21 protein-coding genes are annotated in these 22,153 nt (G+C 60.3%); 7 read left to right on the plus strand and 14 right to left on the minus strand.

Annotated elements, in window-relative coordinates; translation table 11 throughout:
• Positions 1–24: 24 nt before the first annotated feature.
• Positions 25–1,437 carry an MATE family efflux transporter gene (locus RHM62_RS10740; protein WP_322122100.1) on the minus strand — a complete coding sequence of 471 codons (1,413 nt, stop codon included), beginning with the start codon at positions 1,435–1,437 and terminating at the stop codon, positions 25–27.
• A gap of 56 nt (positions 1,438–1,493) precedes the next feature.
• Positions 1,494–2,102: a tRNA-uridine aminocarboxypropyltransferase gene (locus RHM62_RS10745; RefSeq protein WP_322122101.1), complete on the minus strand. Its 609-nt coding sequence runs from the start codon at positions 2,100–2,102 to the stop codon at positions 1,494–1,496.
• Positions 2,103–2,132: 30 nt separating this feature from the next.
• Here RHM62_RS10745 and RHM62_RS10750 point away from each other — a divergent pair, with 30 nt between their 5' ends.
• Positions 2,133–3,323: a DUF2863 family protein gene (locus RHM62_RS10750; protein WP_322122102.1), complete on the plus strand. Its 1,191-nt coding sequence runs from the start codon at positions 2,133–2,135 to the stop codon at positions 3,321–3,323.
• Positions 3,324–3,472: 149 nt separating this feature from the next.
• Here the strand turns inward: RHM62_RS10750 and RHM62_RS10755 are convergent, their stop codons facing one another.
• The 4 genes from RHM62_RS10755 to RHM62_RS10770 are packed head-to-tail and all read right to left on the minus strand — an operon-like array spanning position 3,473 to position 5,343.
• Positions 3,473–3,934 carry a DMT family transporter gene (locus RHM62_RS10755; RefSeq protein WP_322122103.1) on the minus strand — a complete coding sequence of 154 codons (462 nt, stop codon included), beginning with the start codon at positions 3,932–3,934 and terminating at the stop codon, positions 3,473–3,475.
• 4 nt (positions 3,935–3,938) lie between these two features.
• A complete protein-coding gene (locus tag RHM62_RS10760; RefSeq protein ID WP_322122104.1) occupies positions 3,939–4,418 on the minus strand; it encodes an HAD domain-containing protein in 480 nt (159 codons plus the stop codon).
• Positions 4,415–5,011 (minus strand): gamma-glutamylcyclotransferase, encoded by a 597-nt coding sequence (locus RHM62_RS10765; RefSeq protein WP_322122105.1) that lies wholly within the window; start codon positions 5,009–5,011, stop codon positions 4,415–4,417. The genes RHM62_RS10760 and RHM62_RS10765 overlap by 4 nt, the downstream gene beginning before the upstream one ends.
• Before the next feature lie 14 nt (positions 5,012–5,025).
• Positions 5,026–5,343 carry an alkylphosphonate utilization protein gene (locus tag RHM62_RS10770; protein WP_416172252.1) on the minus strand — a complete coding sequence of 106 codons (318 nt, stop codon included), beginning with the start codon at positions 5,341–5,343 and terminating at the stop codon, positions 5,026–5,028.
• Positions 5,344–5,394: 51 nt separating this feature from the next.
• On the opposite strand from RHM62_RS10770, the gene RHM62_RS10775 reads away from it, so the two are divergent.
• Complete coding sequence (locus tag RHM62_RS10775; RefSeq protein ID WP_322122106.1) at positions 5,395–6,411, plus strand: Fe(3+) ABC transporter substrate-binding protein; 1,017 nt, start codon at positions 5,395–5,397, stop codon at positions 6,409–6,411.
• Between the two features lie 139 nt (positions 6,412–6,550).
• Here the strand turns inward: RHM62_RS10775 and RHM62_RS10780 are convergent, their stop codons facing one another.
• Both RHM62_RS10780 and RHM62_RS10785 read right to left on the minus strand, forming a co-directional pair.
• Entirely contained in the window at positions 6,551–6,940 is a 390-nt protein-coding gene (locus tag RHM62_RS10780; RefSeq protein WP_322122107.1) for a YkvA family protein, read from the minus strand.
• 132 nt (positions 6,941–7,072) lie between these two features.
• On the minus strand, positions 7,073–8,740 hold the full coding sequence (locus tag RHM62_RS10785) for an iron ABC transporter permease (RefSeq protein ID WP_322122108.1): 1,668 nt from the start codon (positions 8,738–8,740) through the stop codon (positions 7,073–7,075).
• Between the two features lie 68 nt (positions 8,741–8,808).
• Between RHM62_RS10785 and RHM62_RS10790 the strand changes: the two genes are divergently transcribed.
• Entirely contained in the window at positions 8,809–9,876 is a 1,068-nt protein-coding gene (locus tag RHM62_RS10790; RefSeq protein ID WP_322122109.1) for an ABC transporter ATP-binding protein, read from the plus strand.
• A gap of 15 nt (positions 9,877–9,891) precedes the next feature.
• On the opposite strand, the gene RHM62_RS10795 is transcribed toward RHM62_RS10790, so the two are convergent.
• From RHM62_RS10795 to RHM62_RS10805, 3 genes are read right to left on the minus strand one after another with little or no spacing between them, the layout of a single operon-like run.
• Entirely contained in the window at positions 9,892–11,511 is a 1,620-nt protein-coding gene (locus RHM62_RS10795; protein ID WP_322122110.1) for an ATP-dependent DNA ligase, read from the minus strand.
• Positions 11,504–12,526, minus strand: a complete 1,023-nt coding sequence (locus tag RHM62_RS10800) for a ligase-associated DNA damage response exonuclease (RefSeq protein ID WP_322122111.1) — start codon at positions 12,524–12,526, stop codon at positions 11,504–11,506. Before RHM62_RS10800 ends, RHM62_RS10795 begins: the two co-directional genes overlap by 8 nt.
• 59 nt (positions 12,527–12,585) lie before the next feature.
• On the minus strand, positions 12,586–13,470 hold the full coding sequence (locus RHM62_RS10805) for an EamA family transporter (protein ID WP_322122112.1): 885 nt from the start codon (positions 13,468–13,470) through the stop codon (positions 12,586–12,588).
• A 233-nt stretch (positions 13,471–13,703) separates the two neighbouring features.
• Between RHM62_RS10805 and RHM62_RS10810 the strand changes: the two genes are divergently transcribed.
• On the plus strand, positions 13,704–15,251 hold the full coding sequence (locus tag RHM62_RS10810; RefSeq protein ID WP_322122113.1) for an HDOD domain-containing protein: 1,548 nt from the start codon (positions 13,704–13,706) through the stop codon (positions 15,249–15,251).
• 19 nt (positions 15,252–15,270) lie between these two features.
• Here the strand turns inward: RHM62_RS10810 and RHM62_RS10815 are convergent, their stop codons facing one another.
• The gene (locus RHM62_RS10815) at positions 15,271–16,287 is read right to left on the minus strand and encodes a serine/threonine-protein kinase (RefSeq protein WP_322122114.1); all 1,017 of its coding nucleotides are present in this window, start codon (positions 16,285–16,287) and stop codon (positions 15,271–15,273) included.
• Between the two features lie 27 nt (positions 16,288–16,314).
• On the minus strand, positions 16,315–17,517 hold the full coding sequence (locus tag RHM62_RS10820; protein ID WP_322122115.1) for a GNAT family N-acetyltransferase: 1,203 nt from the start codon (positions 17,515–17,517) through the stop codon (positions 16,315–16,317).
• A 124-nt stretch (positions 17,518–17,641) separates the two neighbouring features.
• On the opposite strand from RHM62_RS10820, the gene RHM62_RS10825 reads away from it, so the two are divergent.
• Both RHM62_RS10825 and RHM62_RS10830 read left to right on the plus strand, forming a co-directional pair.
• Positions 17,642–19,255, plus strand: a complete 1,614-nt coding sequence (locus RHM62_RS10825) for an NAD+ synthase (RefSeq protein ID WP_322122116.1) — start codon at positions 17,642–17,644, stop codon at positions 19,253–19,255.
• 57 nt (positions 19,256–19,312) lie between these two features.
• Positions 19,313–19,651 (plus strand): P-II family nitrogen regulator, encoded by a 339-nt coding sequence (locus tag RHM62_RS10830; protein ID WP_322122117.1) that lies wholly within the window; start codon positions 19,313–19,315, stop codon positions 19,649–19,651.
• Between the two features lie 42 nt (positions 19,652–19,693).
• On the opposite strand, the gene cls is transcribed toward RHM62_RS10830, so the two are convergent.
• On the minus strand, positions 19,694–21,079 hold the full coding sequence (gene cls, locus RHM62_RS10835) for a cardiolipin synthase (RefSeq protein ID WP_322125384.1): 1,386 nt from the start codon (positions 21,077–21,079) through the stop codon (positions 19,694–19,696).
• Positions 21,080–21,245: 166 nt separating this feature from the next.
• Between cls and RHM62_RS10840 the strand changes: the two genes are divergently transcribed.
• On the plus strand, positions 21,246–22,151 hold the full coding sequence (locus RHM62_RS10840; protein WP_322125385.1) for a methyltransferase domain-containing protein: 906 nt from the start codon (positions 21,246–21,248) through the stop codon (positions 22,149–22,151).
• Positions 22,152–22,153 lie beyond the last annotated feature (2 nt).

Raw genomic sequence — 22,153 nt, forward strand, 5'->3', positions numbered from 1 at the left:
GCGGGCGCGGACTCCGGAAATGGCTCATGCGGGTAGCGCGCTGGCACGCCAAAGGGTAATCCGGTGGCTCGATAATCGATGCAGGTACCACACCAGCAGGACCGCTGCGATCGACAGGCCCAGCGTCAGGCCAATCCAGAATCCGGTAGCCGACATGGGTTGCGCCGGTCCCCACGGCAGCCAGGCCGGTGCGAGCCCCAGCACGCAACCGAGCGGAATCGAAAACCCCCAGAACGCCACCAGATGGATCAGCATCGGGGTCCGGGTTACCTTGTAACCGCGGATCGCACAGGACGCGGCGACCTGGGTGGCATCTGATAACTGGAACAGCGCTGCCAGCAACAGCAGGTGCACGGTGAGTTCCTGTACTGCCGGATCGGACGTGTAGGCCGCTGCGATCTGGTAACGAAACAGCGTAATAAAGGCCGCCGAGACCACCGCAAAGGCCAGCGACAAACCGACGCCGACCCAGGACACGAAGCGGGCCCGTTCCGGGTCGCCTTCGCCGGCGGCCTGGCCGACACGCGTTAGCAGCGCAATGCCCAAGCCCAGCGGCACCATGAACACCAGGGATGAAAAATTCAAGGCAATCTGGTGCGCTGACACCGTCACCGCACCGAAGCGTGCGACCAGCAAACCGATCACGCAGAAGGCGCTAACCTCGGCAAAGTAGGTCACGCCGATGGGCAATCCCATCTTGAGAAGGCGCTTGATTTCATGCCAGTCAGGACGTTCCCACTGCGTGAAAGGCGTGCTGTCGCGGTACACCGGTGCATGGTTGATCCACCAGATAATCGCTGCCAGCATCAGCCACAGGCCAAGCGCGGTGGCCCATGCGCAACCGATGGCACCGAGCTGCGGGAAACCCCAGTTACCAAATACGAGCAACCAGTTGACAAAGATATTGAACAGCAAACCGAGCAGCGCGATCACCATCACCGGCTTGGTCTGGTTCAGGCTGGCACTGTAGCCGTACAGGACCCGGTAGGCGGCAAATGGCAGCACGCCGATGCTGATCACATGGACGAACATGGTTGCCTTGTCGCGCACCAGCGGCTCCAACCCGAGATGACCGAACACCAGCGTCGACCAATTGGCCAGCACCGTGGCAATCAGGCCGATGCCGACGGCTTTCCACAGCGACTGGCGCACCGCCGGGGCAATCCGCGCGCGCGTGCCGGCACCGACCTCATGCGCGACGACCGCATTGATGGCCATCATGATGCCCATCACGGTGACGATCACGATGGTCCAGATCGATGCACCCAGCGATACCGCTGCCAGGTCGTCGGCACTGACGTGGCCGGTCATGGCGACATCGGCAACCGACATGCCGACGGTGGCCAGCTGCCCGATGACGACGGGCCAGGCCAATTGCCACAAGCTGGTGATTTCAGTGAGAACGGCGGCGCGGCGGTCAGGGAAAGTGGTTGGCATCGGGAATCAGGGGGAAGTCACATTTTGGAGTGCGGATTTTACTCTTGGCAACACCGTCATGGGGGTGTGCAGGACGTGTTTTTATAGCGCGCCTGTTGTGCCACGAAACCATCGAAGGCCAGCAGCAGGCATTGCAGGCCGGCGGCCGGTTCACCGAGTTGCAGCAGCGCGTGGCAGGTGGCTTCCAGTGTGGACAGCTGGTCAGCGCGATGCGCTTTGCGGATGTGATACTGCGATGCGGGTACCTCGTGCAGGGCCAGGCGCGGCAATTGCCGCAGCTGCGGATTGAGGTGCAGCATTTTTCGGCTCTTGCGCCAGGTGCCATCCAGTACAATCACGCGCAAATGCGCCAGGTCGCAACCTGCCAGCGGCGGTGACGCTGGTGTGCCAGGCGTGTCCGGATACAGCAGTACCGTGTGGCGCTCGCTCTGTAGCGCTTGCCAGTGTGCGTCGGTGAAAGTTTCGCCGTGCACGAGTTGGCTGCCGGTCAGGCTCAGGTGCAGCAATCGTGCGCTGCCCTTGGCGTTGTCGGTTTCCAGCGGATGCTGCAAGATGACGACCTCGGTCGCCACGGCCACCGGCGTGATCCATGCGCAGATGCAGCTCGTCTGCGGACGCAGGCAGCGCGCACACTGCGCGCGCCGCGAATGAAGTACCGATTCCATTAATGTGCAGACCTTACCCTGAAGAACACCATGCCAAAAAATAAAAAGCCCGCTCCCCGCAAATCCGCCGAATCGCCGGAGCAAAAAGACGAAGCGATGACGCGGCAATTGTGCGCGCTGTCGGCCTACCTGGCGGGCAGCCCGGCGAAGAATGCCACGACGGTCCAGAACGAGGCGGACTTTTACAAAATCATCAAGAAATGCCTGCATCAAAAGAAAGACGACATCCTCTACGAAGCACTGGAGTGGACTCGCCATGACGCGATGCGCGCGCATGTGCTGCTCAAGGAAACCATGGAAGAAGTCGCCGAAGTCGTCGTCATCGGCCGCGAGGGTGCTGCCGCCACCGAGATCAATGCTTTCGTCATTCCGCTGTTTTTGCACACCACCGGTGGCCTGAAAGGCGCGCAGTGTTTTCAGGATCAGGACGCGTACGAACTGTTGACCCGCAGCCTGCAGGAAGCCGGGCTGGAAAGTCCGGATGCCACCGTCGTACTGGTCAATCACGCGTATCAGCTCGATGAAATCGACAGCATCACGTTCAGCCATCTGCATGAGATGGTGCGCGACGCGCATGCCGCGATGCACGATATGCGCGCGGCCACTGCAACGGCGATTTCACGCAGCTTTGCCGAGCCGGTCGATGAGCCGTTCGCTGAAGATGACCTGGCTGTCGAGCTGCGCTTCCTGCTCGGTTTTTCCATGAAATCGGTGGACGACAAGTTCTATCAGGCACCCGCCGACGAGCTGGCCGCCGATGCGTGGTACGCCGCCCGCGAGAGCCGTTTCCAGCAATGGACCGAACAGGTTACGCCGCTGGTGCGACGCTGCTTCGGTCCGGCCGATCGGGACATCGAGGTGCACTTCCTGTATCAAGACCTGTTCCACGGTGGCAAAGAGCGCGGTATTGCCGAGTACTTCATGTTGCAGATGATGTCGGATCTGAATCATGCGCTCAGCGAGCAGGGCCTGGAGGCGGTGTCAACGCGCGCCGTGGTGGGGCCGGCCGAGGTCGGCGATGAAAAAGTCCTGCGCGTGAATCTGTATGCGATCAGCGATGCGGCATTGGTAGCATCGTCAGAAAAGCCGCTGTTGCAGACGGCTGATCTCGGCAGCGAACTGGCTGATATGCGTGATGCGCTAGGCATGATCGGCATCGTGACGATCTCGGTCGCGCAGGGTTTTGACGAGGAAGGTGCGCCGGTGGGCATCGCCGCTTGACGATCCAGCCCGCAGGATGGGCACAGAGTTATTGTGCCCGCCCGAGCGTGCTGCAAGCCGCTGGAATTGGCAACGGTTTGTGACGCGCGCGCGTGGGTACGATGAGGCCGTGCCCAACCTTGTACGCTACGGATCGGTTTTTGCTGAGCCTACTTGCCGATGCGGTCGCCGAACAAGGTCAGCAGCACCCCGCCTAGCACCACAATCACACCGATCAGACGCACTGGCGATACCGGTCGCAAGTCCGAGCCGAACAAACCGAAATGATCGACCGTGATCGACATCAGCAATTGCCCGGCGATGATCAGCACCAGCATGCTGGTCAGGCCAATGCGGGGAGCGAGGAAGGCGGTCGTGAACAAAAAACCTGCACCCAGCACGCCACCGGCAAAAACCCACGGTGGCTGGCCGGGCAGGGCGGCGAGGCTATTGCCGATGCCACCCCGGGACACTGCCGCAAAGGTCAGTATCAGCGTACCGATGCAAAACGAAATCAGTGCCGCCATCACCGTATTGCCGCCGATGTTGAGCGCCAGCCGGCCATTGATCGCTGCCTGCATCGAGATCGCTGCACCGGCGAAAAATGCCAGCCCATAGAGCAAGCTGTTCATGGTCTTACAGCGCCGCCAGCATGGCGCGTACCGCTTCCTGCGCAGCCGGGTCACTCAAGCCCAGATCCGGCTTGGTCTCGACGAGTTTGTTGCGATGTGCGACCGGCCAGCCGAAGGCATCGTCATCGATGGCGAACCAGTTGGCGGGCTTGCGCCGCTCGACATCGCCAAGTACCTGCAAGCCGCGCGACATGGTGTCGAACGCGGTTTGCGACAGACCCGGATGATGGAACGTCGACCCGATCACGCGTTCCTGCAAGGCCGGCGACAAGTCGTATTTGGCGGTGTCGAAACTGACAGCGCGCACCCAGCTCGTCGACAGCACAATTTTCAGGTCCGGATACGGCGCCAGCAGGTCGTCGAGTATGGGCATCCACTCAAAAAAACTCCGTTCTGCCTTCGCGAGGTAAAGGCCGCGCTTGCGGTTGCGCATGACCATGCTGTCGTGCAGCACGCCGTTAAAATCAAGATAAAGAAGTTTCATCGGGAATCGGTTATGTCGGTTGTTTCAGTTGAGGAATCAGGGGGCAGGCAAGCCACAAGGGCTTGTACATGCAGGTCAGTTGTGCCGAGTGCGGCTAGCGCATCAGCCAGTTCGGTCAGGTAATCCCGGTTACGACCACTTGGTCCGGTGGCTGCCGCAATCTGGCGGGCGATCTCGCGATCGGTTGCCGGACCGAGGTAAGCCGCATTATCCGGATCGGCAATATACACCAGCCCTTGCGCCTGGCTGCCGTCGTCGAACGCCAGCGTCGTACTGAAACGCAGATAGCCGTTTTTTTCGCGATGATCGAGGTAATTAAAAACATCCGGGCGGATCAGGTAAGCCATGCCGGCACAGGTGGCATCGGATTGCGGTGTCAATGTCACCACACGCCCCGGAAAACCAGGTGTGCCGCGATGATCGTGCGAACCTTGCCAAAAGCGTCGTACATGGCCGCGTATGGTGGCCGGTTTGCGTTCAAGGTAAGGAAAATCGGCCTTGAAGATCAGCGAGCCGTAGCCAAACAACCAGACTTGCTCGTGCTCACCAAAGCGGTGTCGTTGCTGATTGATGGCCGTCGTGTCGATGTCCATGGCGAGCGTGACAGTCAGACTTTTTTCAGAAAACAGGTTTTCAGGACCAGTCCTTTGACCTTGTCGACGTTGCATTCGACTTCTTCCGGATCATCGGTCAGCCGGATGTTTTTCGCCACCGTGCCGCGTTTGAGCGTGACCGAGGTGCCCTTGACCTTCAAGTCCTTGATGAGACTGACTGAATCACCGTCCGCCAGCAGGTTGCCATTGCTATCTTTAACGTCCACAAAAATATCCTTGTCTTGGTGAAGCGTCGCATTATAAGCGACGCCACTGCCGTCTCCGGCGGGTTCCCCGATGGTCGAATCCGCGCAGATGCGAGTGGTTTGCATTCGCAGGCAATCTTTGCTACGCTAGGCTTCCTATCATTAACGGCGGGCTCCATGAATTCAATTGGCACAGCAGTAGCATCCTTGTTCCTCCTGGCGGCGATTCCCGCCACCGCGCAGGAAAATATCGTCAACGTGTATTCGGCGCGGCACTACCAGACCGACGAAGCGTTGTACGCGAATTTCACGAAGCAAACCGGTATCAAGATCAACCGTATCGAAGCCGGCGAAAACGAATTGCTGGAGCGGATCAAGAACGAAGGCATTAACAGTCCGGCCGACGTTTTCATTACCGTCGATGCGGCGCGTCTGGCGAAAGCCGATGATCTCGGCCTGTTCGCTCCAACCGGTTCGACGCTGCTGGCAGAGCGCATTCCGGCCAACCTGCGCACCGAAGACTGGTATGCGTTTTCTACCCGCGCTCGCGTCATCGTCTATAACAAGGCCGCCATGAATCCGGCTGACTTCCCGACGTACGCACATCTGGCTAATCCGAAGCTGAAGGGCAAGGTGTGCGTGCGTTCCGGTTCGCATCCTTACAACTTGTCCCTGGGCGCCTCATTCCTGGCCCATCAGGGCGAAGAAAAAACCAGCGCCTGGGCCAAGGGCATGGTGAATAATTTTGCCCGTTCACCCAAAGGCGGTGATACCGACCAGATCAAAGCGGTTGCTGCCGGCGAATGCGGCGTGGCACTGGCCAATTCGTATTACGTTGCACGTCTGATGCGCTCGGACAAGCCGGAAGACCGCAAGGTCATGGCGTCAGTTGGCATAGTCTGGCCGAATCAGGCGACGACTGGCACGCATGTCAATATTTCCGGTGGCGGCATGCTGAAAAACGCGCCGCACAAGGAAGCTGCGGTGAAGTTCCTCGAATACCTCTCCTCGGATCAGGCACAAGTCTATTTTGCTGATGGCAACAATGAATGGCCGGTCGTCACCAGTGTCAAGGTGAGCAATCCTGCCCTTGAGCAGATGGGCAAGTTCAAACCGGAGACGCTCAATGTCGGGGTGCTGGCGAAGAACCAGAATGAAGTACAGAAGATTTACGATCGGGCCGGCTGGCAGTAAAGCCGGCTAGCTCGAATTAGCAGGACTCCGGTCAAGCCTCGTCGAGGATTTACGAAGAGCGATGCGGATGTCCTTATGCCCCGAAGTCACAACGACTTGCGGGGCATTTTGGTGTCCGGCACGGTCACTTGCGCCGGGTTCAGTGTCGAAAGACATACCACCAGCACCAATACAGGCCAGCCAGCCAAATGGCGACGATGACGACCGCGCCCGCACGACTGGTCGGCTTCGCATTTTCGCGCGCCATCCACGCTTCTGCCAGCCGGCGACAATCGCAAACAACCTGCCCGGGCAGCAACTTGACCGCCAGCCATATCAGCGCTGGCAGAAGGATTGCGTCATCGACATAGCCGAGGATCGGGATAAAGTCCGGAATCAGGTCTATCGGACTCAGCGCGTACGCTACCGTCAGGAGGCAGATCGCTTTGACCAGCAAGGGCGTGTCCGGATGCCGTCGGGCAAACCAGAGCATCACGGCATCCTGCTTGATGCGTCGGGCCCAGACCTTGATGGATTCGATGACGGACACGCGGTCGGCACTTTCTCTGTAGTCAAAGTTTTCCAGAACGTGGCCACCGCGGGTGGCGCGGTGGCGGCAGCGGTGTTTGTCCTTGTACCGGCAAGCACCGGTCAATGGAGAGTGTGCTCCGCCGGAGGGTTTTTATCCGCCTTTTTTACTCCGCGTAATTTGCCACGACACTAGCACCAGCGGTAACACACCCACTGCAACGATCGCCAGCGAAGCCGTCGAGGCCTCGGCCAGCCGCTCGTCGGAGGCCAGTGTGAAGGCCTGCGTAGCCAGCGTATCGAAGTTGAACGGCCGCATCACCAGCGTAGCCGGCAGTTCCTTCATCACATCGACAAATACCAGCAAGCCAGCCGTGAGCAGCGAGCCGCGCAGCAGCGGCAGATGGATGTGCCACAGCGTACCGGTCTGGCCGTAGCCGAGCGAGCGGGCAGCATCGTCCATCGACGGCGTGATCTTGCTCAGGCTGGTTTCGACTGTTTGTAGCGACACCGTCAGGAAGCGCACCAGGTAGGCATAAATCAGCGCCGAAATCCCGCCGGTCAGCAGCAAGCCGGGATTTTGCCCGGTCCACGACAGGATGCTGGCGGCCATCCACGCATCCAGCCGGGTTACCGGAATGAGCACACCGACGGCAATCACCGAACCAGGAAATGCATAGCCAAGACCGACCGTGCGGTTGAGCAGCACCGGCCAGGCCCGGCGCGACAGCCGTGCGCTGTAGGCCAGCAAGACGGCGATCAGCACCGCGATCAGCGCCGTGACGGTGGCAAGGATGAAACTGTTGCGCGCCAGAACCAGGAAGCGCGCGCCAAACTGGGCGTCGCCACTGTTGAGCGCCATGCGCAGCAACAAGCCCGCTGGTAACAGGAAACCGAGCGTGAGCGGCACCACGCAGAACAGCATTGCGCCAATTCCTTTCCAGCCCTGCAGACGCCTGCCCGCATGCGGTCGATTGCGGCCGGTCGTGTTATTGAAGCGCGCACGGCCGCGCGAAAATCGTTCGATAAACAGAATTAGCGCCACAAAACACAGCAAGCCGGTCGCCAGTTGCGCCGCGGCGATATGGTCGCCCAACGAAAACCACGCGCGGTAAATACCGGTCGTGAAGGTGGGTACGCCGAAGTACGATACGGCGCCGTAATCAGCCAGCGTTTCCATGAGCGCCAGCGAGGCTCCGGCGGCAATCGCCGGCCGGGCCAGTGGCAGCGAGATGCGGAAAAAGCTTTGCCAGGCTCCCAGTCCGAGCGAGCGGCCAACCTCGAGCATGCCGCTGGCGCGTTCGATGAAAGCGGCACGGGCCAGCAGATAGACATACGGATACAGCACGAAAATGAAGACGGCAATTGCACCACCCAGGGTGCGCACATCGGGAAACCAGTATTGCCCCGGTTGCCAGCCCAGACCATCGCGCAGCCAGGTTTGTACTGGTCCGACAAATTGCAGGAAATCGGTATAGGTGTATGCCATCACGTAGGCCGGCACGGCCATCGGCAGAACCAGGGCCCACTCAAAAATGCGTCGCCCCGGAAAGGTATGCACGCTGACCAGCCAGGCCGTGGAGACGCCGACGAGCATCACGCCGATCGATACACCGACGCAGAGGATCAGCGTGTTGGCAATGTAAGTCGGCAGGACCGTCGAGGCAAGATGCTCCCAGGTATCCGAGCCGTCACCGGCGGCGAACAGGTTGGCCACGACGCTAAGGATGGGTAATGCCACCAGTGCCGCGATGATGACCGCCAGCACGACTAATAGTGACCACTGCCGACGGGGTGCGACAGGCGCAATAGTTGACGTCATGGTCTGCAAAATAAGCCTGTATTAAAAGACGAATTATAATTGACGCTCTCTATTACCCGGGCGGCACGATGGCTTTGCTGGAATTGCAGGACGTGACTTACGCCTATGGCGCGCAAAAAGTGGTCGAAGAATTGTCCTTGCGACTTGCCCCCGGTGCGATCGGTTGTCTGCTCGGTCCATCCGGTTGCGGCAAGACGACCGTGCTGCGTTGCATCGCCGGATTCGAGACGGTCAGTGGCGGCACAATCCGCGTAGCCGGCGAAGTCCTCAGCGGTCCCGCTTCGCACGTGCCTGCCGAGCAGCGCCGTATCGGCATGGTGTTCCAGGATTACGCGCTATTTCCGCATCTGACCGTGGCGGCCAATATCGGGTTCGGCTTACGTGGTCTTTCTGCTTCCGCGCGACAGGCGCGGGTGCTGTCGCTGCTAGGCACCGTCGGATTGGCCGGCCAGGACAATAAATTCCCGCATGAATTGTCAGGTGGTCAGCAACAACGGGTCGCGCTGGCGCGAGCGCTGGCACCGCGTCCGCGACTGCTGCTGCTCGACGAGCCATTCTCTAACCTAGACGTGGAATTGCGTGAGCGGCTGGCGCTGGAAGTACGCAGTATCCTTGCCGCCGAGGGCACCACTGCCATCCTGGTCACGCACGACCAGCACGAGGCATTCACCATCGCCGACGAGATCGGCATCATGCACGAAGGCCGTATCCAGCAATGGGATACGCCGTACAACCTTTACCACCAGCCGGCTAACCGCTTTGTCGCTGATTTCGTGGGGCAGGGCGTGTTCTTGCCGGGCGAGGTCATCAGCGCCAGCCGGATCGAGATCGAGTTGGGTATTCTGTCAAGCGAGATGCTGGCAGGCGGTAATGCTGACGCTATCGCGCGCAAGGTAGGCAAGCGCGTCACGGTGCTGCTGCGTCCCGATGATGTCGTGCATGACGATGCCAGCCTGCTGCAGGCAGAAGTACTGGCCAAGGCATTTCGCGGCGCTGAATTTCTCTACACCCTCCGGCTTGCCAGTGGTGCGCAGGTGCTCTCGCTGGTGCCCAGCCACCACGATCACGCCATTGGCGAGCGCATCGGTATCCGGCTTGATGTTGATCACGTGGTGGTGTTCCGGGCAGAGCAATAAGCGCTGCCACTGCCGTCAGCCCAGCAAGCCGATCAGCGTCTGCAAGGTATCGGCCTCGTCGACCGGCTTGTCATCGCGTATCCGCAGCAACCTCGGAAAACGCACCGCGATACCGGATTTGTGGCGCGGTGAACGGGCAATACCTTCGAAGCCGATCTCGAAGACCATCGTCGGCGTGACGCTGCGTACCGGGCCGAATTTCTCGATGGTGGTCTTGCGGATGCGGGCATCGATCAATGCAATCTCGGCATCGGTCAGGCCTGAATACGCTTTTGCAAACGGCACCAGCGTGCGGCTGCCATCGTCTGCCACATCCCACACCGCAAAGGTGTAATCGGTGTAGAGCGACGCGCGCCGGCCGTGCCCGCTTTGTGCGTAGATCAGGACTGCATCGACGCTGTAGGGATCGACTTTCCATTTCCACCAGATACCGACCTCCCTGGTCCGGCCGACGCCATACTGCGCGTTGACTGCCTTGAGCATCATCCCCTCGACGGCGCGTGCACGCGATTGCGTGCGTATCGCAGCCAATGCTTCCCAGCCGGCAGCGACGATCAGCGGCGACAATTTCAGCTGGTCCGAACCGGCGCCGGCGACGACCTGCTCAAGCAAGGTGCGGCGCACCGATTGCGGCTGCTGGCGCAGGTCGATGCCGTCATGTTCGAGCACGTCATAGGCGATCAGCACCGCCGGCAATTCCGCCAGCAATTTGGGACTGAGCGTCTTGCGGCCGATGCGCTTTTGCAGTTCGGAGAAGGAGGCATGGGTGTCGCTGCCCCAGATCAGGATTTCGCCATCGATGACGGTGCCGTCGGGCAGGGCGATGGCGGCGATTTCCGGGAAGCCTTCGCTGATCAATTCTTCGCCGCGCGACCAGAGCCAGCTCTGGCCATCGCGGCGTACCAGCTGTGCGCGGATGCCATCGTATTTCCATTCGACTTGCCAGCCGGTGATCGGACCAAGCGTCACCGGTTCGGCCTGCAGCGGATGCGCCAGGAAAAACGGGAACGGCTGGCCGCCGCGCAGTGCCTGTTCCTGATCCGAGGTCGGCGCCACCAATGCGAGAAAGCGCGCGGCGTCAGGCCGCTGGCGGGCGTCGGTCCAGCCCATCAGCCGTTGCGCGATCAGCTTGCTGTCGAGCGCGGCCACTCCGGCCAGCGCGCGCGTGACCAGCAACTTCGACACGCCGACCCGGAAACCGCCACCGATCAGTTTGACCAGCAGGAAGCGTTCGCGCGGGGTCAGTTCATCCCAGTACGCCAGCATCGCGCTGCGGATCGTCTCCGGTGCCGCACCGCGCAATGGCGTGATGCGTTCGGCCATCCATTGGGCGAGGCCAAGATCGCTGCGGCGCTGCGGTGCCGGCAGGATGTGGGCGATGGTCTCAGCCAGATCGCCGACGGCGTGATAGCACTCGTCGAACAGCCAGTCATCGAGGCCGGCCGCTTCGGTCGCATAGTGCCGTAACAGCTTGGTCGGCACCGCCTGGCGCGGCTTGCCACCGGCCAGGAAGTAGACGGCCCAGGCCGCGTTCTCCGGCGCGGCTACCTGGAAATATGCGACCAGTTCCGCCAGCTTGCGGTTTGTCGAGGTGGTCGCATCGAGGGCGTCGTACAGCTTGGCAAATTCACGCATGGCCCACCGCCGGTTCCGGTTTGGCATCGTCTTCCTCGATGCCGTATTCGGTCTGGAAGGCACCGGCTTGCAAGCCGTTTTGCTGCAGCCAGCGCACCATCACGGCAACCTGTCCGTGCGTGACGATGACGCGCTGCGCACCGGTCTCCTTGATCGCCTGCATTAGACCGGGCCAGTCGGCATGGTCCGACAAGACGAAGCCGCGATCGACCGCGCGCCGTCGTCGTGCGCCGCGCAACAGCATCCAGCCGCTGGCAAAGGCATCGCTATAGTCGCCAAAGCGCTTCAGCCAGGGCGAGCCTGCGGTCGCCGGCGGGGCCAGTACCAATGCGCGTTTCAGGTCGGATTTATCGGCAACTTCGGTCACCAGCAGCGAGTCGGGCAGGGCGACGCCGGCTTCGCGGTAGACACGGTTTAGCGGTTCGGCGGCGCTATGACAAATGATCGGTCCGATGCCCGGATCGACGCCACTGAGCAGGCGCTGCGCCTTGCCGAATGAGTAGCAGAACAGCACGCTGGCGCGGCCATCGGCGGCGTTGTCGCGCCACCAGTGGTTGATCTCGTCAAAGATCTCCTGCTGCGCCTGCCAGCGATAGATCGGCAGGCCGAATGTCGATTCGGTAATGAAGGTGTCGCAACGAACCGGTTCGAAGGCCGCGCAGGTGGCATCGGCCTCGACCTTGTAATCGCCCGAGGCAACCCAGACTTCGCCGCGGTATTCGAGCCGCACTTGCGCCGAGCCGAGCACATGGCCGGCCGGATGCAGCGAAATTGTCACGCCGTTGTGCAGCAGTGTTTCGCCATACGCCAGCGTCTGCAGATTGATTTTGCCGAGCCGGCTGTGCAGGATGCCGGCACCAGCTGCCGTCGCCAGATAGTGGCCATGCCCGGTGCGTGAATGGTCGGCATGGCCATGCGTGATGACGGCGCGATCGACCGCGCGCCACGGGTCGATATAGAACTGCCCCGGCACGCAATACAGGCCCTCGGGACGGGCAACGATCAGGTCAGCCATGAAGAATTGTCAGGTACGAAAGGCGCTAGTCTCGCGCAGATCGGCAAAGCCTGCCGGCGTCAAGGTATTTGCAGCTTCAGCCACCGCACGGCGCGACCGCCGAACAGGTTGACGCCCAGACCACCCAGCACCATTGCGCCGGCGACGATCTTCCACCACTGCATCGGTTCGCCCAGCAGGATGGTCGCGCTGAGCATGCCGGTGACCGGCACCAGCAAGGCAAACGGGGCGATCGTCGAGGTCGGATATTTGCGCATCAGGATCGACCAGATGGCGAAGCCGAGCAGCGTGTTCGGATACGACTGGAATAGGATGGCGCCGGCCGAGGTCCAGTTCAACTGGTTAGCCGCCTTGACCCAGGCATCGAACCCTTCGATCAGCAGCGAAGCGACGACCAGTGGTGGTACCGCCAGCAGCGAGGCCCAGACCACCAGTTCAATGGCATTGACCTTGCCCATCTGCTTTGAAAAAATGTTCGCCGTAGCCCACGATATTCCGGCGGCAATCACCATCAAGAAACCGATCACGGTCGGTTTCGCATCGAGCTGCGATGCCACCAGGACCATGCCGGCCAGCGCAATCAGGGCACCGGCGATTTGCGGCAAGTGCGGTCGCTCGCCGAGCAGCAGGACCGCCAGACCGATCGTGAAAAAGACTTGCAGCTGGATGACCAGCGACGCCAGTCCCGGCGGGAAACCCAGCTCGATCCCCGAGTACAGCAAGGTGAACTGAAGCGCGAACTGGAACAGCGCGAAGCCCGCCAGCAAACGAAACGGCAGTGCCGGTCGTTTGACAAAAAACACCAGCGGCAGTGCCGCGAACAGAAAACGCAGCGTCGTGAACAGAATGGGCGGCAAGCCTTGCAGGCCGAGCTTGATGACGACGAAGTTCGATCCCCAGATGATGACGACGGCAAGGGCAAGCAGGATATCGGTGGGTTGCATGACGGTAGCCGTGTGATTGAAGGATAGATTGTACGGTGTGCCAACGGACCGCCCTGAAAAGCGTCACCGGCGACATCGGCACTTTTGGCTTGTTGCGCAACGGAAATGAAACACTCGCTGCAGATTGCCGTGCAGTATCGACAATCCTGAGCGGATACGGCATCATCAAATCCCGGCAGGAGTCGCCTCGCGCGGCCGTGCCCTCCATTGAACCGCTACCGGTGACTGCGTCCATGACCGCTGTTTATCCTGCTATTGCCCGTATCGACACGACCCGGGTTCGTGAAGACCTATTGCAAAAGATCGCCAGTAACCCTAGCTTGCCGGCACTCGGAAGCTCCATTTCGCAAGTCGTCCAGCTGGCGTCTTCCGGCGATGAAGCGGTGCGTAACCTGGCCCATTTCGTGTTGTCCGATGCGGGGCTGACCCAGAAGATACTGCGCCTTGCCAATACGGTCGGGTATCGCGCCGCGGCCGGCGGGCAGGTGACGACGATCTCGCGGGCGATTTTTATGCTCGGCTTCGATGCCGTCAAAACCAGTGCGCTGGCGATGCTGCTGGTCGAAGGCATGTCCGGCAAACATGCACAGGATGTGCGTGCCGAACTGGCGCAGGCCCTGTGCGCCAGCATCGTCGGCCGCGAATTGGCGCGACGCAGTCATTTCAAGGATTCCGAAGAAGCCGCCGTTGCCGCCCTGTTCAAGAACATGGGCCGCTTGCTGGTGGCGTCGCACGACCACGCGTTGTACAAGGAGATCCTTGTGCTGATGGGTGCCGATAAGCTGTCGGCGGGTCGGGCATCGATGGCCTGCATGGGGTGCAGTTTTGAAGCGCTGGCCGAAGTCGTGCTGCACGATTGGCAGATACCGGACAGCATCGTCAAGGCGCTGGCACCGTTACCATCCGGTCCGGTGAAAGTCGCAAAAAGCCGGCCTGAATGGTTGCAACAAGTGGCTGCGTTCAGCACTAGCGCTGCGTCGTTGATTTTCCAGCAGCGTGATCCGGCCGGCGACACGGCCAGTCGCCTGTTGCTGGAACAGTTCGGCCCGGCGCTGGGACTGGATCAGGCCGCGATGGTGGCGTTGTACAAAACGGTCACAGAGCAGAGCCACGCACTGATCGACGCGAATGTCTGCACGCCAGTACCCGCAGCGCGACCTGCCGCCGTGCTGTCAGACTCGATACTGCCGGCCGACATCATGATGCACGCCGGGCCGGAACTGGAGATGTCCGCCGAGACCTGTCACCCCAGCGGAAAGCCGCACAATTCACGGGACTTGTTGCTCGCTGGCGTGAAAGATGTGACCGAAATGATGGCGTCGGGCCGCTGCAAGGTTAATGATCTGATGCTGCTGGTGCTGGAGACGCTGCACCACAGTCTGGGTTTCCGTTTCGCGACCATCTGCGTGCGCGACCCGCGCAGCGGTCAATACCGCGCGCGTTTATCGCTGGGAAATTTGCCGGTGTCGGCCCGGTCCGACTTCCTGTTTTCACTCAGTGATGGCCGTGATCTGTTTGGTCTGGCACTGGCTAATGATGCTGATTTACTGATTTCCGATGCCAGCGCAGCCAACATTGCCGCTCTTATTCCTGCCTGGCATCGCAGTTTGTTGCCGGATGCCCGCAGCTTCATTGTCTTGCCCTTGCTGATCACGGGAAAGTCATTCGGCCTGGTCTATGCCGACCGGATCCATGTTGCGCCGGAGGGGGTTCCTCCGGACGAAACTGCGTTGATCAAGATGCTCAAGGGACAGGTCATCACCGCATTGACGCCGCACTGAGCCGGGTCGGCCAGTGAGCTTAGCGCAATAGCAGCACTGCTACCGCGCCGGTCAGCGCCGCGCAGGACGCCAGCAGCGCGCTTTGCAGTAGTCGCGTGCGCCGGTGGGTCGTGCCATCGCCCGACTCGCTCAGCCCCATGCGTAGTCGTCGCCGCGTGCGTTTGCCATAGACCAGGTAGCGCTTGAGATCGCGGGCCAGTTCGCCGGCATCCTGATAGCGCTTGTCTGCCTGCTTGTGCATGGCCTTCATGGCGATGCGCGACAATGTTCTCGGTATTGACGTATTGAGCGCGTGCGGCCGGGCTGGCGTGGCGCTGGCAATGAGCTGCAACAGCGCGGCAGTCTCGACGGCCTGAAAAGGTGTCTGTCCGGTCAGCATCTGGTACATGACGACACCCAGCGAATACAGATCGGTGCGGTGGTCGACCTGCTGACCGCTGGCCTGTTCGGGCGACATGTAATTCGGCGTGCCGAGCAGATTGTGGCAAAACAGTGTCTCGGGATTGTCGCTGGAACCAGCCCGGTCCGGTACCCGTGCAATACCAAAATCGACCAGTTTGGGCTGATGATCGCCGACCAGAAAAATGTTGGCTGGCTTGATGTCCCTATGCACGACATCGTGGTGATGGGCGTGGTCGAGGGCATCAGCCAGTTTCCAGCAGATGGTGGCAATCGCGTCGAATTCGAAGCGGTGGCCGGCTGCCAGCAGGGTGCTCAGCGCGCTGCCCTTCAGATACTCCATGGCGATGTAGGTATCCGGACCCTCGCTGGAGGCTTCGAAGATGGTCACGATGTGCGGATGCGACAGCCTGCCCGTGGCACGCGCTTCATTGATCAGCTGGCTTTCCTGTCTGCGGCGGCCGGGCGAGGCCGGTGCGTGATGGAGTGCCTTGATCGCCACGGCACGATCGATGACCGGATCATGACCGAGATACACGGTGCTCAGTGTTCCGCGCCCCAGTTCACGGGTGAGGTGGTAGCGGCCGATCCGGTGACGGGATGGCATTGGCGGGCGCGCGGTATCGGACAGGCTCATGGCGGGGCATTGCAGAGTAGACGTAACTTACGCTACCTGTGCAGGCGGGCCGCCGTCAATCTGCTTGTCCGGTTCAGAGCCATTTGTTGTACGGAACGGATTACGTTCGTGCAGTTCGTCCATGTAGGACTCGATACCGCCGGTTTCGCGTTCCAGAAAGCGTTCGATGGCGTCCGAAAACGAGGGATGCGCCAGCCAGTGCGCCGACCAGGTTTTTTGCGGCAGGAAGCCACGCGCCATCTTGTGCTCGCCTTGCGCTCCGCCTTCGAAACAGGCCAGTCCGTTGGCGATGCAGTATTCCAGCGGCTGGTAATACGCGGTCTCGAAATGCAGGCAGGGCACGTCGGCAATGGCCCCCCAGTAGCGGCCGTACAGCGTATGGCCATCGTGGATGACCAGCGATGCCGCGATCGGTACGCCGGCGCGTTGGGCGATGATCAGCAGGATGTTGTGTCCCATCGTTGCCCCGATGCGCAGGAAGAAGTCGAGGCACAGATACGGCGTCGAATGATGCTCGACATAGGTCTGCGCGTAGCAGCGATTGAAAAACTCCCAGTCGGCGGCCGTGGCATCGTTGCCGGCCACCTGGCGAAAAATAATGCCATGCTCGGCGACCTTGCGGCGCTCGGCGCGGATGTTCTTGCGCTTCTTGCGCTCCAGCGTGTCGAGGAAGGCATCAAAGCTGGCATAGCCCGGATTGAGCCAATGAAACTGCACACCTGCCCGCAACATGAAACCGGCTTCCTTGAGCTGGCTTGCCTGTGCCTCGGGCGGATACAGCACATGGGTTGACGAGACCTGACTGTTGACTTGTATCGCACATAAAGCCTCGACCAGCGCCGCTCGCGCACCGTCATCGCGCGCCAGCAGGCGGCCGCCGGTGACCGGCGTGAAAGGGATCGATGACAGCAGTTTCGGATAATAGTCGAGCCCATGGCGCTGGTAGGCATCGGCCCAGGCCCAGTCGAACACGTATTCGCCGTAGGAATGCATCTTCGCGTAGAGCGGCATTGCGGCAACCAGTACCGGCAGCGCGTCCGTGTCATCCCATAGCGTCAGGAATTGTGGCTGCCAGCCGGAGTCGATCGAGGCGCAGCCGGTCTCATGCAAGGCGTCGAGAAATGCATACGACAGGAACGGGTTGGCATCGCCCTGTAGTGCCAGCAAGCCATCCCATGCAGGCTGGCCGACGGTACTCAGGGAAGAGATGATTTGCGTGCGATAATTCACGGGTTCCCCTATGTGATCTTTGTTTCAAATGAATGTAGCCAGCTGATCCGGATGTCACAATCAGCGATCCCCTAGTGATCACGTTGCCTATCCGCTTGAATTTTTTGCCAGAAGAATCGACCTCATGACAGTCAAAGTTGCCATCGCACAAATTAACAGTACCGTCGGCGACCTCAGCGGCAATCGCGCAAGAATTTTTGCGTTTGCCGAACGTGCGGCCGGACAGGGTGCCGATATCGTTATCACGCCAGAAATGTCGCTGGTTGGTTATCCGCCTGAAGATCTGTTACTGCGCGATGCATTTTACGCACAATCGGCTGAGCAAGTCGCCGGGCTGGCTGCCGACCTGGCGGTGTTCGCCGGACTGCATGTGCTGGTCGGATTGCCGCTGCTGAAAGACGGCGTACGGTTCAATGCCGTCGTCGTGCTTGCCGATGGCCGGATCGTAGCGACTTACTGCAAGTCGGAACTGCCCAACGATGCGGTGTTCGACGAGAAACGGTATTTTTCCAGCGGCGATCAAGCCTGTGTCCTGACAATCAAGGGCGTGACTTTCGGCATCAATATTTGCGAAGATACCTGGTTCGATCGGGCCCCGGCCCTGGCTCGCGCCGCTGGTGCACAAGTGCTGCTGGTGCCGAATGGCTCGCCGTATCACATGAACAAGCTGCACTTGCGCTACGACATCATGCGCGCCAATGTCTGTGCGCAGGGACTGTCGCTGGTGTACGTCAATCTGGTTGGCGGCCAGGACGAGCTGATCTTTGATGGCAATTCGTTCGTGATGGACCAGAGCGGCCAGCTGCAAGCGCAGCTCAGCCATGTCGACGAAGACCTGCAACTCGTCGAGTTCGACGGCGCCACGCCATTACCTGGCAAGTTCGCACCTCGCTTGTCGGTCGAGGCGCAGGTGTATCAGGCACTGGTTCTCGGAGTGCGCGATTACATAGGCAAAAATGGTTTTCCGGGGGTGCTGCTGGGCTTGTCGGGTGGTGTCGATTCGGCACTGACGCTGGCCGTTGCGGTCGATGCGCTCGGTGCCGACAAGGTGCGTACCGTCATGATGCCGTCGCCGTACACGGCAGAAATCTCCTGGATCGATTCGCGCGACATGGCGCAGCGCACCGGCGTGCGCTACGATGAAATTGCCATCGGCAACTGCTTTGATGCCTTCCTTGCCACGCTCGCTGACGACTTCGCCGGATTACCGCTGGATGCCACCGAAGAAAATATCCAGGCGCGCATCCGCGGCACGATTCTGATGGCGCTGTCGAACAAGCACGGAGCGATCGTCCTGACTACCGGCAACAAGAGCGAAATGGCGGTCGGTTATTGCACGCTGTACGGCGACATGGCCGGCGGTTTTGCGGTGCTCAAGGACATCGCCAAGACGCTGGTCTACCGGCTCTGTGCGTACCGTAATGCGATTTCTCCGGTGATTCCCGAGCGCATCCTGACCCGCGCACCGTCGGCCGAATTGCGGCCCGACCAGACCGACCAGGATTCGCTGCCGCCGTACGAGGTACTCGACGGTATCATGCAGCTGTTCATGGAAGAAAATCGCAGCGTCGACGACGTTATCGCCGCCGGTTTTCAGGCCGAAGATGTCCGCCGCATCACGCATTTAATCAAAATCAACGAATACAAGCGCCGCCAATCGCCGGTCGGTATCCGCGTCACGCACCGTGCGTTCGGGCGCGACTGGCGCTATCCGATCACCTCGACATTTCGCGGCTAGTTTAAAATCAAATCACCATTGTTACCGTCATCGCGTCAGCCCATTTAAGGACCTACCATGAAACAGATTACCGCCATCATCAAGCCATTCAAGCTCGACGAAGTGCGCGAAGCGCTTGCCGAGGTCGGTGTTACCGGCCTGACCGTGACCGAAGTCAAGGGTTTCGGCCGGCAAAAAGGCCATACCGAGTTGTATCGCGGTGCAGAGTACGTGGTCGATTTTCTGCCCAAGGTAAAAGTCGAGGCAATTGTCGATGACGGCGCCATGGAAGCGGCGGTTGATGCGATCATCAAGGCAGCGCGCACGGGCAAGATTGGCGACGGCAAAATCTTTGTCCAGAATGTCGAGCAGGTAGTGCGTATCCGTACCGGCGAAACCGGCTCGGACGCGGTCTAAAAAGTCACACTACGGCGGGCGGGCAACATGCCAGCCCGCCCGTCACAACCAGTACTCCAGCGTCCGCGCTGCAAACTCCTTGATCCGGTCCGACAAGGGCCGCTGTCCCCAACTCTCGATGGTCACTTCTGTCGAACCGCGCAAGTCCTCCGCAAAAGCGCTTTCCATGCTCGCGCCAAATTCGTCGCCCAGCACGATCACATTGATTTCATTGTTATGCAGAAAGCTGCGGGTATCGAGATTGGTCGAGCCAACCGTCGACCAGACGCCGTCGATGACCGCAGTCTTGGCATGCAGTACCGACACCTTGAGCTGATAAAGCTTGACGCCCGCTGCCAGTAATTGCGCATAAAACGACTGCCCCGCATGGCGCACCAGCCCGCTATCGGTCGCGCCCGACAAGACCAGCTTGACATCAACGCCGCGTGCCGCCGCATTTTTGAGCGCTTCGACAATCTGTACGTCCGGAACAAAATAGGCCGCCGTCAGATGGATCGATGTCGTGGCTTGCTGCATCGCCATGACATAGGCGCGGTAAATCGCATGATTGCTGTCGGGGCTACTGGCCAGTACCCGCACGATGCGCTCGCCGGCCGGGGCCAATCGTGGAAAATAATTCCGGTCAATCAGTTCGCCGGCATGCTGACTTTCCCACCCGTCAATGAACACCATCTGCAGCGCTGCCACGGCCGGTCCTTCGATACGGATATGCGTGTCGCGCCAGCCGGTTTGCTGACCGGCACGCGATTTCGAGCGAAACAGGGAGCTGCGCGAATAGGTGTTGCTGATGTTGACACCGCCGGTGAAGCCTATCCGGCCATCGACCACCAGTATCTTGCGATGATCGCGGTTGTTGGGTTCCCAGCTGCCGGATCGCGCCAGCGGATTGACAGGGTTAAATTCCAGCAGACGGATGCCCGCCAGCCGCATCCGTTCAAAAAATTCCCGGGGTGTGTTGATCGTGCCGATGCTGTCGTACAGGATGTTGACGGTCACGCCTTCGATCTGCTTGGCGATCAGCAGGTCGGCAAATCGCAGGCCTAGCTCATCCTGATCAAAGATATAGGTTTCGAGGTTGATGCTGTTCTTCGCATCTTTGATGGCGGCCATCATGGCCGTCATTGTTTGCGGGCCGTCATACAGCAGCGTCACCTGGTTGCCGGCGATGAGCGGACTGCCGGTGGCGGCTTCTTCGAGCGCCGCCCTGGCTTGCAGGTCGACATCGGAATGACGCAGGCGCCGGTCCAGCATCGCCTTGACATTGGCTTGCGAAAGATTGTTGCCGCGCGAATTCTCGATGCTGACGGTGCGCGGCGCAGTCAGTGCCGGATCGAGGTAGTGCACGCTGGGCAGGCTGGCACAAGCGCTGAGCGTCAGCACGCTTGCGCAGGCGAAAAGGTCGACAAGCAAGGAGCGCGCGGTAGCCATCATGGTCTGGTCAGTAGCAGGGGCGAAGAAACGAATTGTACATTTGGGCAACTTTAGCTAATGTTCGGTCCATAACAAATACCTGCAGAAAAACAGCTCTGCTCACAAAATCGATTCAGGGGCAGACATGGATACTCGCAGCGAGACGATCAACCAGGAAACACCGATGCTTGCCGAACGTGACATCGAGAGCTGCTACCTCGGACAATTCATCCCGCTGCACTACCATCACAACATGCTGATGGATCAGCGCCGGATGAAGAGCTTCAAGGAGGCGATCAGCCAGGTCGTCTTTCCCGGCGCGAAAGTCCTGGAGCTGGGTGGCGGCACTGGCGTTCTGTCATTTTTTGCCGCCGCGACGGCAGAAAAAGTCTGGTGCGTCGAATTCAATCCGGACATGGTCGACGAGGCGCGTCGTTTGCTGTCGCGTAACGCCCATGGCCACAAGATCGAGGTGGTTCAGGCAGACGCGTTCGAGTATCTGCCGCCGGAGCCGGTCGATGTCGTGATTTGCGAAATGATCCATGTCGGCATGCTGCGCGAAAAACAGGTCGACGTAATGGCCTCATTCAAGCAGCGCTACCTGGCCCGCTTTGGCGGACCGCTACCCTTGTTTGTGCCGGATGCCGTCATCATGGCGGTGCAGCCCTTGCAGCTGGACTATGACTTCGAGGGTTTCAATGCGCCTATCGTGCAATTTCGCGAGCTGACACGTGAAGCCGATGACACCCTTGAAATGGCCGGACCGCAGGTCTACAGCACGATGGATTTCCAGACTGACGTCGATCCGGAGATCCGCTGGTGCGGCGATTTCATGATGGCGCACAGCGGCACCGTGACTTCGCTGCGCTTCATCACCAAGAACATTCTGGCGGTGCTGGTGGATCAGCAGACCACGATCGACTGGCTTAATAATTTCATGATTTTGCCGCTCGATGCACCGGTCGAGGTTCTCGCCGGCGACGTGCTGCAGGTCAGTTTTAATTACCGCGCCGGTGGGTCGTTGCCGTCGCTGCAATTGACGATGACGGCATCCGTCGCCGCGCGCGGGTCTGACCGGACACTCGCCTGAGT

This window comes from Actimicrobium sp. CCC2.4, assembly GCF_034347385.1.
GTDB lineage: Bacteria > Pseudomonadota > Gammaproteobacteria > Burkholderiales > Burkholderiaceae_D > Actimicrobium.

Bases quoted from the DNA above. Each gene is read 5' to 3' on its own strand.
- RHM62_RS10775 (WP_322122106.1), top strand. From the start codon at position 5,395: ATGAATTCAATTGGCACAGCAGTAGCATCCTTGTTCCTCCTGGCGGCG.
- cls (WP_322125384.1), bottom strand. From the start codon at position 21,079: ATGGCTACCGCGCGCTCCTTGCTTGTCGACCTTTTCGCCTGCGCAAGC.
- RHM62_RS10785 (WP_322122108.1), bottom strand. From the start codon at position 8,740: ATGACGTCAACTATTGCGCCTGTCGCACCCCGTCGGCAGTGGTCACTA.
- RHM62_RS10815 (WP_322122114.1), bottom strand. From the start codon at position 16,287: ATGAGCCTGTCCGATACCGCGCGCCCGCCAATGCCATCCCGTCACCGG.
- RHM62_RS10755 (WP_322122103.1), bottom strand. From the start codon at position 3,934: ATGAACAGCTTGCTCTATGGGCTGGCATTTTTCGCCGGTGCAGCGATC.
- RHM62_RS10800 (WP_322122111.1), bottom strand. From the start codon at position 12,526: ATGGCTGACCTGATCGTTGCCCGTCCCGAGGGCCTGTATTGCGTGCCG.
- RHM62_RS10770 (WP_416172252.1), bottom strand. From the start codon at position 5,343: ATGCAAACCACTCGCATCTGCGCGGATTCGACCATCGGGGAACCCGCC.
- RHM62_RS10840 (WP_322125385.1), top strand. From the start codon at position 21,246: ATGCTTGCCGAACGTGACATCGAGAGCTGCTACCTCGGACAATTCATC.
- RHM62_RS10830 (WP_322122117.1), top strand. From the start codon at position 19,313: ATGAAACAGATTACCGCCATCATCAAGCCATTCAAGCTCGACGAAGTG.
- RHM62_RS10740 (WP_322122100.1), bottom strand. From the start codon at position 1,437: ATGCCAACCACTTTCCCTGACCGCCGCGCCGCCGTTCTCACTGAAATC.
- RHM62_RS10795 (WP_322122110.1), bottom strand. From the start codon at position 11,511: ATGCGTGAATTTGCCAAGCTGTACGACGCCCTCGATGCGACCACCTCG.
- RHM62_RS10805 (WP_322122112.1), bottom strand. From the start codon at position 13,470: ATGCAACCCACCGATATCCTGCTTGCCCTTGCCGTCGTCATCATCTGG.
- RHM62_RS10760 (WP_322122104.1), bottom strand. From the start codon at position 4,418: ATGAAACTTCTTTATCTTGATTTTAACGGCGTGCTGCACGACAGCATG.
- RHM62_RS10810 (WP_322122113.1), top strand. From the start codon at position 13,704: ATGACCGCTGTTTATCCTGCTATTGCCCGTATCGACACGACCCGGGTT.
- RHM62_RS10790 (WP_322122109.1), top strand. From the start codon at position 8,809: ATGGCTTTGCTGGAATTGCAGGACGTGACTTACGCCTATGGCGCGCAA.
- RHM62_RS10745 (WP_322122101.1), bottom strand. From the start codon at position 2,102: ATGGAATCGGTACTTCATTCGCGGCGCGCGCAGTGTGCGCGCTGCCTG.
- RHM62_RS10765 (WP_322122105.1), bottom strand. From the start codon at position 5,011: ATGGACATCGACACGACGGCCATCAATCAGCAACGACACCGCTTTGGT.
- RHM62_RS10825 (WP_322122116.1), top strand. From the start codon at position 17,642: ATGACAGTCAAAGTTGCCATCGCACAAATTAACAGTACCGTCGGCGAC.
- RHM62_RS10750 (WP_322122102.1), top strand. From the start codon at position 2,133: ATGCCAAAAAATAAAAAGCCCGCTCCCCGCAAATCCGCCGAATCGCCG.